The organism is Halopseudomonas pelagia CL-AP6, assembly GCF_000410875.1.
GTDB classification, from domain to species: Bacteria; Pseudomonadota; Gammaproteobacteria; order Pseudomonadales; family Pseudomonadaceae; genus Halopseudomonas; species Halopseudomonas pelagia.
Window position 1 is genome coordinate 62,796 of the sequence record NZ_AROI01000003.1, and the last position, 18,866, is coordinate 81,661.

The window sequence follows — 18,866 nt, forward strand, 5'->3', positions numbered from 1 at the left end:
CGGCAGAGGCTATGGAATAAACTGAGTGCACCATTTACCTGATGGAGCACCCATGAGCGCCAAGCCCCTCGCTGGTCTTAAAGTTGTCGAGCTCGGTACGCTGATTGCTGGCCCATTCGCCGCGCGTATCTGCGCCGAGTTTGGCGCCGAGGTTATCAAGATCGAGTCCCCCGATGGCGGCGATCCTCTGCGGAAATGGCGCAAGCTCTATGAGGGTACTTCCCTCTGGTGGTTTGTTCAGGCCCGCAATAAGCGCTCGCTCACGCTTAATCTCAAGCATCCCGACGGCCTGCATATTCTCAAAGAGCTGCTGGCCGACGCTGACATCCTGATCGAAAATTTTCGACCCGGCACCCTGGAAAAACTCGGGCTTGGTTGGGACTGTCTGCACGAGCTCAATCCGAAATTGATCATGGTGCGATTGTCCGGCTTCGGCCAGACCGGACCGCTGAAAAACCGGCCTGGCTTTGGCGCAGTAGGCGAATCTGTGGGCGGGTTACGCTATATCACCGGCTTCGAAGACCGTCCACCGGTGCGTACGGGTATTTCCATTGGAGACTCCATCGCTGCTTTGTGGGGAGTTATTGGCGCCTTGATGGCATTGCGGCACCGGGAAGTTGGCAATGGCCAGGGGCAAGTTGTGGACGTGGCCCTCTATGAGGCAGTCTTCGCGATGATGGAGAGCATGGTGCCGGAGTTCGATGTCATGGGCTTCGTCCGCGAACGCAGTGGCAATATCATGCCGGGCATAACACCCTCCTCCATCCACACTTGCGCTGACGGTAAGGCGGTGCAAATTGGCGCCAACGGTGACGCTATCTTTCAGCGGCTAATGCGCGCCATGGGCCATGAACAGATGGCCATAGATCCGCAACTGGCCGATAACGCCGGGAGGGATGCCCGGCGGGATGAAATATACGCGTTGATCGATGCCTGGACCGGATCGTTAGCCCAGGAACAGGTGCTCGCCACGCTGAGCCAGGCAGAGGTTCCTGCCAGCCGAATCTATTCGGTCGCCGATATGTTCAGTGATCCGCAATTTCTTGCACGGGATATGCTTATCACTGGGCAGTTGCCCGATGGCAAAGATTTCAAGATGCCCGGTATTGTACCTAAACTATCCGCGTCACCCGGTTCAAGCGAGTGGACCGGACCTGCGTTAGGGGAACATACCGATGAACTGCTGACGCAACTGGGCTACAACGCGCACGATCTAGAACGCCTAAGAACAGAGGGTGTTATCTAGAAGAATGAGCAGGCTAATGCAGGCACTATTGATAGGAGTTGCCAGAAGGAAAGCCGACAACCATACAGAGCAAACTATTATGCAGAACAAGTACACAGAGCAAGCAGGTAACGCCGCGAAACCACGACGTACCGCCTGTCTTACCTGTCGTCAGGCGGGCAATGCCCGCCGCGACAATGGCTCAACGAAAGCCGATAAACGATAGTATGGCCAGCACGATAACGACGGCACCAACGATATAAACGATATTGTTCATCAAGTTTTCTCCTATAGATAAAATAACCGCACTCCTGTTACAAATTGCGGCCTCAAACATAGGACAACCCTTTGAGCAAAAGATTAGATTTTTTGTGCGGATTTATCAAAAAACCCGCACAAAAAAGTATATAGGCCGGCCATCATCCAAAGTCCTGTTTCTCCATCCAGGGAATAATCCGCTCGAACGCCCTTTCGATATTCCCCAGTGAGGTGGAATAGCTGAGGCGGATAGCGTTACTGCAACTATTGCCGAAAGTCTCACCCGGAATGGTGCATACACCGGTTTCCTTGAGCAGGCGCAACGCCACATTAGTGCCATTGACCCCTTCCGGCAGAGCGGGGAACAGATAGAACGCCCCTTCCGGTTTATAACCTGTTAAATGCGGTGTTTGCTCGACCAGTTCCACCAACCGGTCCCGGCGTTTGGTGTACTCCACCAGCATATTCTGAATAAAATCGTTGCTGCCGTGCAATGCGGCCACGCCTGCCCACTGGCACGGCGTATTGGCCACCGTGGTGGTGAACATGTGGTAACGCCGCAACCGCTTGATTGCGCCCTGACTGGCGATAATCCAACCAATGCGCATGCCCGCCATGCTGTAGGTCTTGGAAAAGCTGCTGACCACCATAAGGTTGTCCAGGTCAGTGCTGCACGACAGCGCAGAGGGATACTCCTTGCCATCGTAAATAAGATGATCATAAACCTCGTCACTGATCACCTGAATGCCGCGATAGGCAGCCTCCTGCAGGATCGCCTCAAGCGTTTCCTTGGGATAGACGGTGCCGGTCGGATTACTTGGCGAGTTGAGTACAATCGCATGGGTATTGGGCTGGATCGCATCGATCACTTCCTGTGGATCGAGCTGGTGGTTTTTCTCCGCGCGGGTGGTGATTTCGGTGATCTCGCCGCCGTTCATGCGGATCATCGGCGCATATAGCATAAAGGCCGGATCCGGTACAATAAAATGCCGCCCCGGGGCAGACACCGCGGTCAGCGCCAAGTAAATCGCTTCGGTCGCACCGGTAGTAATCATGATGTTGTCAGCGGTCAGCTTGCGCTGGGAGCGACTGCTGTAATACACCGCCAAGGATTCCAACAGCTCAGGCAAGCCGGCATCCATGGTGTAACCGGTTTGGCCAGCGCGCAGCGCTTCGATGGTAGCGTTCACCACATTCTCCGGCGCTGGCAGATCCGGCTGGCCGATGGACAGGTGAATCACATCCTCCATGCTCGCCGCCATATTGACCATCTTGCGGATGCCTGGCACCGGTATAGCCATCATTGCCGGGTTCCAGATCGGGTCTTCTGATTCGTAAAGATCGATATCCAGACTGCTCAGTGACATAAGGCACCCTCCTCAGGATGTAAACAACGGTGGGCGACGGTCTGTTAGCGGGGCGGCCTGCTGGTAGGCGTATCCAGCCTGCAGCACCAGCGCATCATTGAAGCGCGCGCCAACCAGTTGCAGGCTGATGGGCAGGCCGGCCTGGTCAAAGCCGCAGGGTACCGAGAGACCAGGCTGGCCGGTCATATTGAAGGGGTAGGTAAAGGGCGTCCAGGTCGGCCAGCGCGTGCTGGGCCAGTCTTCGGGCACCTCGCGTCCGGTCTTGAACGCGGTGATCGGGATGCTTGGCGTCAGCAGCAGATCGTATTTCTGGTGGAAGTTGGCCATGCGCTCGCGCAAGGCCGTGGATTCATTCACAGCGCCCATATACTCAAGCATGCTCAGGCGCGCAGCTTTCTCCGAGACCTTGACCAGCTCAGGGTCCATCATCGCGCGCTTTTTCGCGCCCAGATCGCGCATGGCATTCGCCGCCCCGCCATAGAACAGGTGGCCAAAAGCGGCCAGGGGATCGCTGAACCCGGGGTCCACGCGCACTACTTCTGCACCCAGACTTTCAAATACTCTTGCCGCCTCCGCCACCGCCGCGTCCACTTCCGGATTGACATCGACATAGCCCAAATTTGGGCTGTAGGCGATTTTCAGTCCCTTGACGCCCTTTTTCAGATCCGCCAGATAATCAATGCCGCGCCGGGGCACAGCATTGGTGTCGCGATGATCGGCTTCGGTCAGCACGTTCATCATCAGCGCCGCGTCTTCCACCGTCCAGGTCATAGGACCGGCGTGGGCAAGCGTGCCAAAGGGGCTGGCGGGCCAATGGGGAATTTCACCAAAGGACGGCTTGAGCCCGACGATGCCGCAGAAAGCAGCGGGAATGCGAATCGAACCGCCGGCGTCGGTGCCCAGCGCCAGCGGAGCCATGCCCAGCGCCACCGCCACCCCGCTGCCGCCACTGGAGCCACCGGCAGTCTTATCTGGATTCCAGGGATTATTGGTTACGCCATTCACCGGGTTATCGGTCACGCCCTTCCAGCCCAGCTCGGGGGTGGTGGTCTTGCCGATGGGCACATAACCGTGACGTGCCAGCGCAGCCGTGGCCGGCGCCGATTTATTCAATGTGCTGGCCGGGTCGACTGTATGCGAGCCGCGTAGTGTCGGCCACATGGGCGTGAGAAAAACATCCTTGACCGCCACCGGTACACCATCGACCCGCCCGTGGGCCTCGCCGCGCTGATAGCGTTGCTCAGATTCGGCTGCAAATCCCAGCGTGGTGTCACGATCGACCAGACAGAAGCCATTGGTGTGGCTGTCCAGGCGCTCGATCTGGTCGAGCATGGCACTGGCTACCTCCACCGGCGACAGACGCTTGTCACGATAATGCTCGAGCAGTTCAACAGCGGTCATCTTGAGGATGTCTTGGGACATGGCTTTCTCCTGTCTTGCTATTGATGCCGAGCGCAGGCTCGGCAATCGTGCAGGCCGCTACAACGGCCCGTTAGTGGCGCGGTGAGGAAGATTACTTCTTCACCTGGTTGAACAGAGCCTGGCCTTGTTGCCAGCCCTGAAAGTTGGCGACAAACTGCTCACCGAGCGCGGTTTGCCAACCAATGAAATCTCCCGCCATATGCGCGGAGATCATCACGTTGGCTTGATCCCATAAAGGATGACCTTCAGGCAGTGGCTCCTGCTCGAACACATCCAGCGCAGCACCAGCCAGATGCCCGCTTTGTAGCGCCGCCAACAATGCATCGGTCTTGACGATGGGCCCCCGGCCAACATTGATCAGCCGCGCGCCCGCTTTCATCGCGGCAAAGGCGCGCTGATCGAACAGGCCCTGAGTGTCCTCGGTCAGCGGCGCGGTAATCACCACGTAGTCCGCTACACCCAGGCACTCGTAAAGGCAGTCATTGCCCAGCACCGCATCAAAACGAATGTCCTCGCGGGCGCGCCGGGCAATGCCGGTCACCTGCATACCTACGGCCTTGAGCAGACAAGCCACTTCACCGCCAATTGATCCGGCGCCGACTATCAGCGCGCGGCGCTGACTGATCATTTCAGTATCCCGGTGCTGCCAGCGATGCTGACGCTGCAGGGCCAAGTTGCCTAGGCTGTCCTTGGCAAACAGCAATACCGCGCCGAGCACGTACTCGGCGATGCCGCGGTCGAAAATGCCCTTGGCATTGGTGATCGCAATAGCGCTCTCGGCCAGCGCCGGAAACAGCAACGCATCCACGCCAGCGCTGGTCGCATGCACCCATTTCAACTTGGGCTCGGCCGGCCAGCAGCGCTCCAGCAGCCCGGTTCGAAAGTCGGTCACCACCAACACATCGGCGTGCGGCAATGCTTCGCGCAGATCCGCCTCGGCGCTGACCGTCTGCACCACGACATCTTCAGGCAGCCCATCCAGGCCTGGCAGCTCGGTCTCGCCAGGCGCCACCAGCACCAATAGCCGGGTCATACCGCTACCCTCTGTAACGCTCGGCTTAGGCGAGCCATAGCATCGTTGATCTCAGCTTCGCTGACCACTAGCGGCGGGAGGAAGCGCACCGTTTGGCCATCGATACCGCAGCGCAGCAACAATAGGCCCTCAGCTTCACAGGCAGCGGTGATACTCGCCGCTATGTCCGGCAGTGGTCGGGTGGGTGATTCGGCGATTTCCATACCGAGCATCAGACCCATGCCGCGAATATCGGCAATCCAGGAGTAATCACTCTGCAGGGACTGAAGCTGCCCGAGCATCTGCTGACCACGGGCGGCAGCGTTCTCCACCAGCTGTTCCTGCTCGATCACATCCAGGGTGGCCAGCGCTGCAGCGCAGGCCACGGCATTGGCTCCGTAGGTCCCACCTTGGGAACCGGGCATGCCCTTGGCCATCAATTCAGCCGATGCGCCGATGGCCGACAAGGGAAAGCCGCTGGCCAGACCCTTGGCGGTCACCACAATATCCGGGAGCACACCAAAGTGATCCAGACTCCAGAACTTGCCGGTGCGTCCGTAGCCGGCCTGCACTTCATCGGCAATCAGCAGGATGCCGTGCTGCTGGCAACGCTCGGCCAGCCCGCGCATGAACGCCGCATTGGCCGGATAGTAGCCATACTCGCCCTGCACCGGTTCGATCAACAGTGCAGCGGTATCACTGGGCGCGGATTGGGTCTTGAGAATATGGTCGAGTTCATTGAGGCAGAACTCGGTAGTTTGTTCTTCGCTCCAGCCATAACGCCAGGCATGCGGGAAAGGTGCGACCACGACGCCAGCCATCAGTGGATGAAAGCCGGTGCGCACCTTGGTGCCCGAGGTCGTCAGCGAAGCCGCGCCTAGGGTCCGACCATGAAAGCCACCGTTGAAGACGATGATATTGGCCCGCTTGGTGGCATGCCGGGCCAGGCGCATGGCGGTCTCGACCGCCTCGGATCCAGAGTTGCTGAATGCCACCGAATCGATACCCTCGGGCATCCGCCCCGCTAGCCGATCGCTGAGCTGCAGCATTGGCTCATGGCTGACGGTGGTGTACTGGGCATGAATCACTTTGCCCGCCTGCTCCTGCGCCGCCGCGACCACATGCGGGTGGCAGTGGCCGGTGCTGGTCACGCCGATGCCTGAGGTAAAGTCCAGATAGGCCTTGCCCTCAACATCGAACAGCCAACTGCCTTTGCCATGATCCACACAAACATGACTGGCTTGCTTCAATAGCGGAGATAGATGGTGGCTCATACAAGCGACTCCCATACTGTTGGGCGGGCTCTGCGTCCCGCAGGTGACTCGGTTGGAGGCAAGCTCCAACGCGCTTAAGGGATATTCCAGCTGCGCCAGCCTAACAATCGGCCGGCGCGCCCGAACATGCAACGTTAGTCCACAGGACCTGTAAACAACGCCAGCGTAGCGGCCAAATAGCCGTTACGAGATCGACATCATTCAATCAAACCGCTACGCAGGATCATGCCTGTTCCTGCAACTGCTTCACTATGCCCGCTGTTACCGCTCGGCAACTTCGCACCTGCCCTTCACTTGCCAGCAAATCGGCAGCGACCGCGTTACGCAGACGCTCGGCGGAAGGCGAATGACCCAGGTAGCTCAGCATCATTGCCGTGGTCAATAGCATCGCCGCCGGGTTAGCCGTACCTTGGCCAGCGATATCCGGTGCACTGCCATGCGTTGGCTCGAACAAGGCTGGCGACTCACGACTGTCAGGATTGATATTGCACGAGGGCGCCAGACCCAAGCCACCCGACAACACCGCAGCCAGATCAGTCAGAATATCGCCATGCAAGTTGCTCGCCACCACCACATCGAACTCCCACGGGCATTGCACGAACTTCATGCAGGCGGCATCTACCAACTGGTGACTGACGCCGATCTCCGGGAACTCCCTGGCGACCTCAGCGAAGACTTCGGTGTAGAGCTCGCCCCAGGCCGGCTGGGCATTACGTTTGGTGATCAGGCACACCTGTGCCGGTGCCTGACCTTTCTCTGAGCAATAAAATGAGCGCTTGGAGCCATGCTCTTCAAGCCGCAGCCGCGCAGCACGAAAGGCATGGCGAATCAGCCGTTCGGTGCCTCGCCGGGTAAAGACTTCCAGCTGGGTTGCCACTTCATGGGGCGTTCCCTGACCCAGGCGACCACCCTGATTGACGTATTCCCCTTCACTGTTCTCGCGGATCACCAGCATGTCGACCTGTTCGGCGCGCGGGTCGGCCAGGTAGCGTGGCGCGCCCGGCAATAAACGCGCTGGTCGCTCGCAGGCCCACAAATCCAGACCCTTACGAAAACTCAGCAGCGGCGCCAACGAGATCCCATCGGGCAAACAGTAGCGTTCAGAATCACTCAGCGGGCCGGGGTCACCCAAAGCGCCTAGCAGCAGGGCATCGTACTGGCGCACTTGATCCATCGCGTCCTCGGGCATCATCTGCCCGTGCTGCTGGTGCCAGGCCGTGCTGGGCCAGTCCAGCACTTCCCAGCTCAGTGGCAGATCATCCTGTTCACGGAGGAAACTCAGCACCTGCTCAGCCTCTGCCATGACTTCACGCCCAATGCCGTCACCCGGCATCAGCGCTATTCTCGCCTGCTTGTTAGGCTCAGCCATGGGTTATTCCGCTCCCATGCACAGGTACTTCAACTCGGTATATTCGTCCAGACCATGACGCGAACCTTCCCGCCCCAAACCGGAGGCCTTCACCCCGCCAAAGGGCGCAGTGGGATTGGACACCGCGCCTTCATTCACCCCGATGATGCCCGCTTCCAATGCGTCGGCGACACGCCATACCCGGTGAATATCGCGGCTGTAGAAATACGCTGCCAGACCGTAGGGCGTATCGTTGGCGATCTTCAAGGCCTGCTCTTCAGTGTCGAACTTGATCACAGCGGCCAAGGGCCCAAAGGTTTCATCCGCACATACTTCCATATCCACAGTGACATCGGTAATCAGCACCGGCGTCACATAGTTCCCCTGCTTGCCATCTGGCGCCGGACCGGCCACGTGGCGCGCGCCCTTGTCGATGGCATCGTCATAGTGACGCTTGACCTTCTCTACCGCAGAGCGATTGATCAGCGCCGATTGGGTCACACCGTCATCAAAACCATCGCCAACCTTGAGCTTGGCCATCGCTTCGGCCAAGCGTGAAATGAATGCGTCATGGATGCCGGATTGGACCAAAAAGCGGTTGGCGCAAACACAGGTCTGACCGGTATTACGAAACTTGCAAATCATTGCGCCTTCGACCGCGCGCTCTACGTCGGCATCATCAAACACGATAAAGGGCGCATTGCCGCCCAGCTCCAGGGATACTTTTTGAATATGCTCGGCGCATTGGGCCATCAGCTTGCTACCGACCTCGGTCGAGCCGGTGAAACTCAGCTTGCGCACCACCGCGCTGCCGGTCAGGGTCTCGCCAATCATGCTTGATTTGCCGGTAACCACGTTGAACACGCCTGCCGGAATACCCGCCTCGTCTGCCAGTTCGGCCAGCGCCAGGGCGGTGAAGGGGGTCGCATTGGCCGGCTTGACGATCATCGAACAGCCGGCTGCCAGCGCCGCGCCGGCCTTGCGGGTAATCATCGCTGCAGGGAAATTCCAGGGGGTAATCGCGACGGTCACCCCAATCGGCTGCCGCGTCACCACGATATGCTGCCCCGGCTTGGCGCCCGGAATGGTTTCGCCGTACACCCGGCGCGCTTCTTCAGCGAACCAGCGAATGAACGAAGCGGCATAATCAACTTCGCCACGGGACTCCACTAACGGCTTGCCCTGCTCCAACGTCATCAGGGTGGCGATATCTTCCTTGTGCTCAAGCATCAGCTCATACCAGCGCATCAACAGATCGGCCCGCTCCTGCGCGGTCTTTTTGCGCCACAGTTGGAAGCCTTGCTCAGCGGCATCTATTGCGCTGAGGACTTCCTTCTCACTCAGGGAGGGCACAGTGCCAAATACTGTCCCGTCTGCAGGGTTGTCTACGTCCACGGTGTTACCGTTACTTGCGTCCAGCCACTGACCGTTGACATAACATTGCTGCCGAAACAGACGTGTGGTTTTCAATCGAGACAGGGACATTCGTCCTCCTATTCGTTTGCATGACCGGAAATTCCCGCCATTTTCAAGGTAGGCGCCTTTAGCGCCCGATGCAAACCAGACTGAAAAAGACGCCTTTGATTACAGGTATCACAGAAAAACTGACCCGGTTTTCACTGCTGAGTTCGTAATTCCACTACACTAACTGACATACCAGTTTGCACTCTGGTTCGCACAATCACCCCCTCCCCTGCCTCACACAGGAGCCTTTATGGCCAAACCCAATTACACCTTCGAGAAACGCCAGCGCGAGCTGAAGAAAAGCAAGCAGCAGGAAGAAAAGCGTCAGGAAAAACTGGCCCGTAAAGATACCAACGAGCCCACCCCACCGTCCGATCAGGAAACCACATCATGAGCAAGGGAATGGATAGCAAGAAAGCCGCGAAGAAAAAACCGGCACTCAGTCTGCTGGAAAAGCGTGCCGCCAAGGCTGAGAAGGCCAAGGCGAAGAAATAGAACGTGGCTCTGCCTCGTATCTGTGGGTAAAATCGGCCCTTTACGACAACCATCCTTTGACAATAAATGGGACAGCAACATGGGTCGCGCGTATCAAAACCGCAAAGAATCAATGGCCAAAACGGCTGACGCAAAAACCAAGATATATAGCAAATATGCCCGAGAAATCTTCGTCACCGCCAAGTCCGGTGGCGTTGACCCCTCTGGCAATCTGGCGTTGCGAGGCCTGATTGAACGGGCCAAGAAGGACCAAGTACCGGGCCATGTGATCGACAAGGCTATCGAAAAAGCCAAGGGCGGCGGTGGCGAAGACTTCTCAGTCGCCCGCTACGAAGGCTTCGGCCCCGGCAACTGTATCGTTATCGTCGACTGCCTGACCGACAACCCGAATCGCACCAGCTCTGACGTGCGCAATTGCTTTACCAAAACCAAATGCAAGATGGGCACGCCCGGCAGTGTTAGCCACATGTTTGACCATTGTGCGATTCTGGCCTTCAAGGCCGACGATGAAGAAGCCGTGCTTGAGGCCTTGATGATGGCCGATGTGGACGTGACCGATATCGAGAATGAAGACGGCCAGATCACCGTATTTACGCCCAACAATGAATACTTCAAAGCCAAGCAAGCTCTGACCGACAGTTTTGGCGACATCGACTTTAGCGTCGATGAAATTCAGTTTTTGCCGCAAACCAGCACGCCGATCGAGGGCGATGACGTTGCCCTATTCGAGAAGTTTGTCGACATGCTCAACGAGCTGGACGACGTGCAGAATATTTACCACAACGCCGAGCTGTAACACCAAAGCTTCAAGCTTCCGGAATGGGAGGCTTAGATTTGGCGGCCTAGAGGGAAAGGCATGATTTTTAGCTGGATTCTGCTTGGGCTTGGCTCGCTGCTGCTGGCTGCAACGGTACTGAGCAAAGTACCTTTGCACGACTGGTGGTTGAGAGCCTGCGAGTTTCCTCGAGTACAGATCCTAAGCCTGGCCTTTATCTGCGCACTGCTCAGCTTTTTCAGTGACCCTGCCTGGCAGGGGACCACGCTGGTCATCTGCCTGATTGTGGTCGTTGTGCAGGGCTGGCACATCCTGCCCTGGACCCCGCTATATCCAGTGCAAATGCAAAAAGCTGAACAGGGGGACGGGGATCAGTGCATTACCCTGCTGATCTCCAATGTACTGACACCCAACCACCAATCAGAGGCCCTGATCAGCCAGATCCAAGAACATCAGCCGGACGTGATACTCACCCTGGAGTCAGATGACTGGTGGGAAAAAAAGCTCGATGAGGCGTTGGCAGATGGCTGGCCGCATAGCGTCAAGATTCCGCAAGATAATCTGTACGGCATGCACCTGTACTCGCGTTTGACATTGCACGACATCAAGGTAGGCCGCCTGATACAGGAAGACATTCCGTCGATACACGGTTTATTCGAATTGGCTCACGGCCAGAAAATTCGATTCCATGCAGTGCACCCAAGGCCGCCAGCGCCCAATGAAAGTGAGTCTAGCCTGTGGCGCGATGCGGAACTACTGCTGGTATCCCGGCAGATCGCTGAAAATGACGGCCCCACATTGCTATTTGGCGACCTTAACGATGTTGCCTGGTCACGCACCACGCGTATGTTCTGCAGAGTCAGCGGCATGCTTGACCCGCGGCGCGGGCGCGGCATGTACAGCACATTCAATGCCGATTACCGCCTGTTGCGTTGGCCGCTGGATCATATTTTCACCAGCGAACACTTCACGCTTGGCCGCATGCAGCGGCTTAAGCATATTGGCTCGGATCACTTTCCCATTCTTGCCACGCTCTGTTACCGGCCCTCGCGCGCCGAACAAAATGACAAGCCCACACCGGAAACCGGCGACAAAGAGCAGGCTCGGGAAACCATTCAGGAAGCCAAGGCCAACCCCGAAGAGCGTAACGACTAGTAACGACGCGACGTCTCATAGCGCAAGCCCTGCTAGCGGCAAAAACCAAAGCCATTGGCGTCGAGGTGAAAGTGGTTTTCGTGCGGCTGATTGTAATCCGGCCCCAACACTGTGCCGAAATAGCCGCAGGCCGAATCATGTACGGCTTTAAGGAACGTACTTTTGGCTGGCGCTTGGGGATTGTTCCAGTCCCGCAGCACGCTGACCTGCTCGCCATCCTCCAATCGGAAGGCAGCTACATCAAAGGCATTGGCTGACGCGTGCTGGCTACGGCGAGCATTCTCACGGCTGTAGATGTTACGGCAGGCAAAACTGCCAAAATGATCAACTCTGCTCACTGCGCTACCCAGATGCGCCAACGCCAGTGGCTGTAATTGCTGCCGTTCAAACATCACCCAAGCCACCAGCATCGGGCAGGTTACGGTAAAGGGAGAGCTGAAGCCAAGCCCGCTGGCCCTTACCCGCACCACGTTGGTCAGCGGGCACCCTTGCACGGGGGTGTAATCCTCCAGATTAAGATAGTCCACCCACCCCTCTGGGGCCGCTTCCAACACCGCCAAACAATGATCGGGTGACTCCTGCAGCTGGGCGACCTTCCAACGCGTGACCTGAGTCATCTCGTGGCTAATCGACAGGGGGGCCCAAGGGCTCCACTCCGGTGGCAGATAGTCCCACGGCTTATGCACAACGGCCGCAATGACCAGCAGGATCAATAACACCCACTTCAAAAAGCGTACTCTGGAAAAATTCAATCAAACCTCTGCTCGAAGAATATAGCGAATGCTATTTGGAACCGGGAAGACAAGGACGGTTCAGAGGCTAACACCTGGGAAGTATTGCGAAATAATAATCAATCTATTTATCTGATATTAATATGCTCATTTTTGCTCTATTCAATTTAATTATCAGGACTATTATAGCTACATCAACGCGATTCACACCTTGGAGGCTTTACCATGAGCAGCAACATCATCACCCGCATTACTCAAACCAACGGCAGTTTCGCCACTCTCGCCCTGCGCATCCCCGTCGGTATCATTTTTATGGCCCACGGCGCCCAAAAGCTGTTCGGCTGGTTTGGTGGTTATGGCCTGGAAGGCACAGGCCAGTGGATGGCATCGATTGACCTGGCACCCGGCTATCTGATGGCACTGGGTGCCGGTGGTGCCGAGTTTCTCGGTGGGCTGGCTTTGCTGCTAGGCCTGCTAGTGCGGCCTGCCGCTGCAGTACTGGCGGTAACCATGCTGGTCGCGATTGTTACCGTGCACCTGGCCAACGGCCTGTTCATGAGCAATAACGGCTACGAGTTCGCGCTGGCACTACTGGCCATTTCGGTGTCGCTGCTGATTAGCGGCGCGGGTCGGCTGTCGTTGGACCGCGTCATCAGCCTGCGCTGACAAACCCGGCCCTGGGGCCGGGCTGAGCCTAGCCGGGCCTATCCCGGCTGGGCCTAACCTGGCTGGGCTCAAAGTGTCTCGAAAGTCTGCACTATATAACTGCGCAAAGCGTCAACCAGCGGCCCAGGGTTGCTGCCCTGCAAGAGCATTATCTGGTAGCTGCCAAGTGCCGGCAGCGCGGTTTCAGCTTCCACCACTTTCAAAGGTTTGTGCACCAATCCTCGAGGGAAAGGCGCGATCGCCAGATCCGCCAGCATGGCTGCTCGCTGGCCCGTGCAATGGTCGCTGACATAAGCAATGCGATAGGTAATGCCTGCGCGATCAAGGGCAGCCAAAGCGGATTCTCGCCACACGCAACCAGCCCCAGCCAGGGACAAGGGTAAAGGTCTGCGTGTCGAAGCCTGGCCGCCAGCACACTCTGCCCAGACCAATTGCTCGGTATACACTACCTCGCCATGCAGTGCATGGTTGCCAGAAGTGACCAACGCCAGATCCAGCTCAGCGCTGTCTACCTGAGCGGCCATATCGATACTGCGCCCTACCACCACATCTATCTGCACTCCAGGGTAAGCACGGGCAAAGCTGCTCAACACCGCTGGCAATATGCGTGTGCCCACATCGTCAGAGGTGCCCAGCCTGACGTAACCCGTCAGCGCAGGACTGTAGAAGCGGCTCAGCGCTTCTTCATTGAGCGCGAGCATTCGCCTCGCGAAGCCCAGCAGCACCTCTCCTTGGGCCGTCACGCTCGCGCGTTTAGGTTCCCGAAGCAACAGGCTGTATCCGAGCATTTCCTCCAGACGCTTGATCTGCATGCTGATGGCTGAAGGTGTGCGGTGAACCTGGGATGCTGCTCGGGTAAAACTGCCTGTTTCGGCAATGGCTATAAAGCTGCGCAACACGTCCAGCTCAAGCAGCGGCAGCGCCGCGATCGGGTTAGCAGAATCAATCATGGGCTTTTGCATTCAATAAAATTGAATGCCCATGTTATTTAAATTCGCTGGATTGAACAACAGCGCCGCGCGAATCTGGTCGCCTATTCACGCCAAGGAGACCGATAAGATGAAAACCCCACCGGAAAAAGAAACCGAGAAAGAAAAAATCCCTACTCAACCGCCCCTGCATGATTTCTATATGCCCGCGATGCCACCCACTGAGCTGATACAAGCTATAGCTAAATGGGTGCGCAAATATTATCGGCGTTTTCAGCAGCGGCGCTGAGCCCAGGCTCAATCTAGTAGCTGCTCACACGGCGTGGGTGTTTGTGCGACGGCCTCGGCATGCATTGCCGAGGCTGCACGCCAGTCATCTGCTGAAGGTTTCGTGGGTGATTTTCACCTTCGCGCATGACGACCTGCTTTCCAGCACGTCTCGCACAGGTGCCCCCCCGCGAATTCAAGCCATTGCGAAAATAACGGAATAACGGGTAAGCCCCCGATTCAGCCCTGCCCAATCAGCTCGCGAACCCGCTCATCGGCACCTGGCCCCGCTACCGGCACGACCTCCCAGGGTTTTAGCGGTAGGCCCGCAGCCGACAACACCTCGACCCCTTGCACGGGTAATCCTGTCGCTTTTTCGATCAATAGCAGGCGCTGGCCTTTATCGTTTGGCCGCCATTTCTCTCCCCACTGCATCAAGGCGACCAGCACCGGATAGAGATCATGCCCCGAGGGCGTCAGGCGGTACTCAAAAGAGCGCCCATCGCCAGTGGCAGGCACCTTTTTCAGCACACCGGCCTCGGTCATGTTTTTCAAACGGCTACTCAGTACGCTAGTGGAAATACCCAGCTGCTTCTGCAACGCATCGAAAGTACGCATACCGTGAAACGCATTGCGCAGGATCAGCAATGCCCACCAATCACCGATGATATCCAAGGCTTTGGTAACACTACAGTCATCGTGATGGGGTGTCGTACGGGGCATGGCAACCTCGAAGTAGCACGGCCTTCCCCCTTACAGAGGGAGGCCGGATTAATCACAACATGGCGTTGAGACGTTGACGAATCAGTTGGTCCGCCTCACGCATGATGCGCTCAATCAAATCCTGACAGGTGGGGATATCGTTGATCAGGCCCGCCACCATACCGCAAGACCAGGCACCAATTTCCATATCGCCTTCCTTCATGATGCGCGGGTAGACCCCTGCCACCTCATCGACGATATCGGAGAACTGCAGATCCTTGCCCAGGCGCTGCTCCTTCTCGATGATCCGCTCGACGGCCGAGTTGTTGAGTACCCGTTCGGTATTGCGCAGCGAACGCATGACCAGGCGTGTGTCGAGTTCGGAGGCGGCGACGATCGCCTGCTTGACGTTCTCGTGCACCGGCGCTTCCTGAGTGGCGATAAACCGCGTACCCATGTTCATGCCTTCAGCGCCCAATGCCATGGCGGCGACCAGAGAGCGGGCGTCGGCCATACCACCGGAAGCAACAAAGGGGATTTCCAGCTCATCGGCGGCACGCGGCAGCAGAATCATGTTGGGGATATCATCTTCACCCGGGTGACCCCCGCACTCAAAGCCATCGACCGAGACCGCGTCACAACCGATTGATTGCGCCTTCAGGGAGTGACGTACTGAGGTGCACTTGTGGATCACCTTAATGCCGGCATCCTTCAGGTACGGCATATATTGCTCGGGGCTGCGGCCAGCGGTTTCGACGATTTTCACACCGCCTTCAATGATAGCTTTGATGTAACCAGGGTAGTCAGGCGAACTGACGGTAGGCAGAAAAGTCAGATTGACCGCGAAAGGCTTGTCGGTCATATCCCGGCAACGGGCTATTTCATTGGCCAGATCGGCTGCGGTTTTCTGCGTCAGCCCAGTGATGGTGCCCAGCCCGCCCGCGTTGGATACTGCGGCTGCCAACTCGGCAAAGCCGACATAGTGCATACCGCCCTGGATAATCGGATGCTGGATGCCGAACAACTCTGTTATGCGCGTTTTCACAATCAATCGCCTCTTGGGGGTGTTGATACTCGGCCCTAGACCGGGCATTTAGCTTCTAAATAAGAAGCTAAATTTCTTCGACACAGATTGCAAGTATTTCCTGCGCCGCAAAAACAGGTGCGATGGTCGTTCAGCTAGTCAGAAATCGTAGCTCAAGGTCGCCATGACGTTACGCGCGTCACCGTAATAGCACTGATAGAGACTGTTGCACGCGGCCACATATTTCTCATTGGTCAGGTTATTCACATTCAGGCGTGCGCCCAGGCCATCCATACCCAGTCGACTCAAGTCATAGGCCAGCGATGCATCAAACAGGGTGAACGATGGCAGGCTAAGAGTGTTCTCCTGATCTGCCCAACTACTGCCAAAATAACGAGCGCCTGCGCCCAACTGTAACCCGCTCAGCGACCCTGCACTCAGACGATAGTCGGCCCACAGCGCCGCCATATTGCGCGCCACCACGTTCGGCGTATTGCCACGATTGTTGACTCCGGCACTACCGATGAAATCCTTGGAGTACTCGGCATCGATATAGGTGTAGCTGGCCAGTAGATTGAGGTTATCCGTCGGCTTAAGTCGCGCCTCCAGCTCCACACCCCGCGAGGTAATCTCGCCGACCGAGCGGAAAAACGTCTCGCCGGAATCCTTACTCGCCAGATTAGACTGGGTCAGATCAAAGTACGACAGCGTATAGAGATCGTCGCTGCCCGGCGGCTGGAACTTCAATCCGGCTTCATACTGCGTGCCCTTGGTCGCGTCCAGCAGGGTGATGTCGTAGCCGCCGGCGGCATTCTCGTTGTAGGCACTGGTAGTATTCGGGTTGAAGGATTCCGAATAGCTGACGTAGGGCGACAGACCCATGTCGAACGCATAGAGCACACCCACTCGGCCACTGACCTGTCGCTCCGTGCTGCTATCCTGCTGATCACCGTAGGCCGGGTCGTCGGTATGGTCGAAGGACACATCAACCCAATCCTGACGCAGACCTAACGACAGGCGCCAATTATCCAGGCTGATCAGATCCTGTAGATACAGGCCAGTCTGCTCCAGCCGCCGACCCTCGTCATATTGTTGGTAGAAGCTGTAAGTCGCATCAGGACGCACGCCGGCATAAGGGTTGATGCTGCTGGCCGTGCCGCCGGCGTAGCTCACCTGGGCCTTGCGACGCTGGTAGTCGAGCCCGGTGACCAGCGTGTGGCGCAAGGCGCCGGTGTCGAACTCGAACTGCAACTGGTTATCGACAGTCCAGGCGTGCAGGCTTTCTTCCGCGCCCGTATAGGCGCGGTACAGATCGCCCTCGGCACCGTAACCGTACTCGGTGGTGTAGCCGTACTGATAGACCTGCTCCGAGTCTACGCTGGAATCCAGATACTGGAAATTCTGACGGAAAGACAGCGCATCGCTAAAGCGGTGCTCGAATTGATAGCCGAGCATCTGTTGATTGCGCTCAAACTTTTCCCGCTCCGCTTCACCTTCGAAAAAGCTCGATGAAATCCGCTCGCCGTTCAACGGCAGCACCGTGCCCACGGCTGGCAAACCGCCGTGATAACCACTCTCTGGGTCGCGCTGCAGGATCGCTTGCAAGGTCAACCGGGTATCGGCGGAAAAATCGATACTCAATGATGGCATCAGCGCGTAGCGCTCTTCTTCGATGTAATCCACCTGACTTTGCGCCTTACGGGCGACACCGGTCAGGCGATAGGTGATCTTGCGCTGCTCGTCCAACGGGCCAGTCATATCCAACCCCAACTGGCGGTAATCATGGCTGCCCAACGATAACTGCAGCTGGCGGCGACTCTGATACTCGGGTTTCTTGCTGGTCAAGGCCACCAGTCCACCAGGCAGACTGCGGCCGTAGAGCACCGATGACGGCCCCTTGAGCACGTCGATACGCTCGAGGAAATACTGGTCGACCTGCAGGCTGCTGTAGGTACTGCTGTCGCCGAGCATCTTCTGCCCATCGAGATACAAGTTGTCTACTGAGCCATCGTTGATACCGCGCATAGCCACATAGTCATAACGTGTGGTCGCCCCATAAGGGCTACTCATCAGGCCGGGGGTGTAACGCAACGCCTGCGCCACGGTGCGCGCGCCCTGATCGTCCATCTGCTGGCGAGTCACTACCGACACGGTTTGCGAGGTTTCTAGCAGCGGCATGCTGGTCTTGGTCGCAACGCTGCTGTGGGTGGCGTTATAGCCGTCCATTTCACCCAGCGCATTACCCAACGCAAAGCCCTGTACCACCATCGGCTGCAACTCGGCCACGGCCGCCGAGGTGCGCACGGCCGCCGGTTGCAGGGCATAATTTCCAGCGCTATCGGCTACCGCTTGTAACCCACTGCCATTCAGCAATAAATCGAACCCCTGCTCAACAGAATAGCGGCCCTCAAGCCCAGGAGATTGCAGCCCGCGTACTAAGCGGCCATCGACGGACAGCAGGACACCGGCTTCGGCGGCAAATTGGCTTAGCCCAGTGGAGAGCGCTCCGGCAGGAACCACGTAGCTACGCAGGAGCTGCTCGGCGGCAGCGTGGTCTGCCGCATGCAGAGTGGCAGGCAATAGCGTGAGCAATGGCAGCACCAGCATCGCGCGGCGGACAGCCTGGCGCAGTGCCAGCGACGGGCGAATAACAGCGGAGGAAGAACGAGGTGACATGGGCGGTTCCTGTATCAACGGTTGAACAAACGCAATGGCGTTATCTGTACTGCCCGCCGAACAGGAAAAAAGGGAA

At 57.5% G+C, this 18,866-nt stretch carries 17 protein-coding genes; 6 read left to right on the forward strand and 11 right to left on the reverse strand.

What is annotated here, in order from left to right:
- The first annotated feature begins 52 nt into the window (after window positions 1–52).
- Entirely contained in the window at window positions 53–1,246 is a 1,194-nt protein-coding gene (locus K787_RS0101570; RefSeq protein WP_022961024.1) for a CaiB/BaiF CoA transferase family protein, read from the forward strand.
- A 398-nt stretch (window positions 1,247–1,644) separates the two neighbouring features.
- Here the strand turns inward: K787_RS0101570 and K787_RS0101580 are convergent, their stop codons facing one another.
- From K787_RS0101580 to K787_RS0101605, 6 genes are all read right to left on the reverse strand, one after another.
- Complete coding sequence (locus K787_RS0101580) at window positions 1,645–2,850, reverse strand: pyridoxal phosphate-dependent aminotransferase (RefSeq protein ID WP_022961026.1); 1,206 nt, start codon at window positions 2,848–2,850, stop codon at window positions 1,645–1,647.
- Between the two features lie 12 nt (window positions 2,851–2,862).
- Window positions 2,863–4,272 carry an amidase gene (locus K787_RS0101585; protein ID WP_022961027.1) on the reverse strand — a complete coding sequence of 470 codons (1,410 nt, stop codon included), beginning with the start codon at window positions 4,270–4,272 and terminating at the stop codon, window positions 2,863–2,865.
- A 91-nt stretch (window positions 4,273–4,363) separates the two neighbouring features.
- Complete coding sequence (locus K787_RS0101590; protein ID WP_022961028.1) at window positions 4,364–5,305, reverse strand: D-2-hydroxyacid dehydrogenase; 942 nt, start codon at window positions 5,303–5,305, stop codon at window positions 4,364–4,366.
- On the reverse strand, window positions 5,302–6,558 hold the full coding sequence (locus tag K787_RS0101595; RefSeq protein WP_022961029.1) for an aspartate aminotransferase family protein: 1,257 nt from the start codon (window positions 6,556–6,558) through the stop codon (window positions 5,302–5,304). Before K787_RS0101595 ends, K787_RS0101590 begins: the two co-directional genes overlap by 4 nt.
- 223 nt (window positions 6,559–6,781) lie before the next feature.
- Window positions 6,782–7,927 (reverse strand): isocitrate/isopropylmalate dehydrogenase family protein, encoded by a 1,146-nt coding sequence (locus K787_RS0101600; protein WP_022961030.1) that lies wholly within the window; start codon window positions 7,925–7,927, stop codon window positions 6,782–6,784.
- Window positions 7,928–7,930: 3 nt separating this feature from the next.
- Window positions 7,931–9,391, reverse strand: a complete 1,461-nt coding sequence (locus tag K787_RS0101605; protein WP_022961031.1) for an NAD-dependent succinate-semialdehyde dehydrogenase — start codon at window positions 9,389–9,391, stop codon at window positions 7,931–7,933.
- Between the two features lie 229 nt (window positions 9,392–9,620).
- Between K787_RS0101605 and K787_RS25290 the strand changes: the two genes are divergently transcribed.
- The 3 genes from K787_RS25290 (at window position 9,621) to K787_RS0101625 (ending at window position 11,795) form a co-directional block, all read left to right on the forward strand.
- Entirely contained in the window at window positions 9,621–9,764 is a 144-nt protein-coding gene (locus K787_RS25290; protein WP_022961032.1) for a hypothetical protein, read from the forward strand.
- Window positions 9,765–9,944: 180 nt separating this feature from the next.
- Entirely contained in the window at window positions 9,945–10,661 is a 717-nt protein-coding gene (locus K787_RS0101620) for a YebC/PmpR family DNA-binding transcriptional regulator (RefSeq protein ID WP_022961034.1), read from the forward strand.
- Window positions 10,662–10,721: 60 nt separating this feature from the next.
- The gene (locus tag K787_RS0101625) at window positions 10,722–11,795 is read left to right on the forward strand and encodes an endonuclease/exonuclease/phosphatase family protein (RefSeq protein WP_022961035.1); all 1,074 of its coding nucleotides are present in this window, start codon (window positions 10,722–10,724) and stop codon (window positions 11,793–11,795) included.
- A gap of 32 nt (window positions 11,796–11,827) precedes the next feature.
- On the opposite strand, the gene K787_RS0101630 is transcribed toward K787_RS0101625, so the two are convergent.
- Complete coding sequence (locus tag K787_RS0101630) at window positions 11,828–12,547, reverse strand: extensin-like domain-containing protein (RefSeq protein WP_052185283.1); 720 nt, start codon at window positions 12,545–12,547, stop codon at window positions 11,828–11,830.
- A 204-nt stretch (window positions 12,548–12,751) separates the two neighbouring features.
- Between K787_RS0101630 and K787_RS0101635 the strand changes: the two genes are divergently transcribed.
- A complete protein-coding gene (locus tag K787_RS0101635; protein WP_022961037.1) occupies window positions 12,752–13,192 on the forward strand; it encodes a DoxX family protein in 441 nt (146 codons plus the stop codon).
- 68 nt (window positions 13,193–13,260) lie between these two features.
- Here K787_RS0101635 and K787_RS0101640 read toward each other — a convergent pair whose 3' ends face one another.
- A complete protein-coding gene (locus tag K787_RS0101640; protein WP_022961038.1) occupies window positions 13,261–14,142 on the reverse strand; it encodes a LysR substrate-binding domain-containing protein in 882 nt (293 codons plus the stop codon).
- A 109-nt stretch (window positions 14,143–14,251) separates the two neighbouring features.
- Between K787_RS0101640 and K787_RS25180 the strand changes: the two genes are divergently transcribed.
- A complete protein-coding gene (locus tag K787_RS25180) occupies window positions 14,252–14,410 on the forward strand; it encodes a hypothetical protein (RefSeq protein ID WP_161785930.1) in 159 nt (52 codons plus the stop codon).
- A gap of 218 nt (window positions 14,411–14,628) precedes the next feature.
- Here the strand turns inward: K787_RS25180 and K787_RS0101650 are convergent, their stop codons facing one another.
- The 3 genes from K787_RS0101650 to K787_RS0101660 form a co-directional block, all read right to left on the reverse strand.
- Window positions 14,629–15,111 (reverse strand): winged helix-turn-helix transcriptional regulator, encoded by a 483-nt coding sequence (locus tag K787_RS0101650; protein WP_022961040.1) that lies wholly within the window; start codon window positions 15,109–15,111, stop codon window positions 14,629–14,631.
- Window positions 15,112–15,163: 52 nt separating this feature from the next.
- Complete coding sequence (locus tag K787_RS0101655) at window positions 15,164–16,135, reverse strand: NAD(P)H-dependent flavin oxidoreductase (RefSeq protein WP_028614484.1); 972 nt, start codon at window positions 16,133–16,135, stop codon at window positions 15,164–15,166.
- A gap of 138 nt (window positions 16,136–16,273) precedes the next feature.
- The gene (locus tag K787_RS0101660; protein ID WP_022961042.1) at window positions 16,274–18,790 is read right to left on the reverse strand and encodes a TonB-dependent siderophore receptor; all 2,517 of its coding nucleotides are present in this window, start codon (window positions 18,788–18,790) and stop codon (window positions 16,274–16,276) included.
- Window positions 18,791–18,866: the final 76 nt, after the last annotated feature.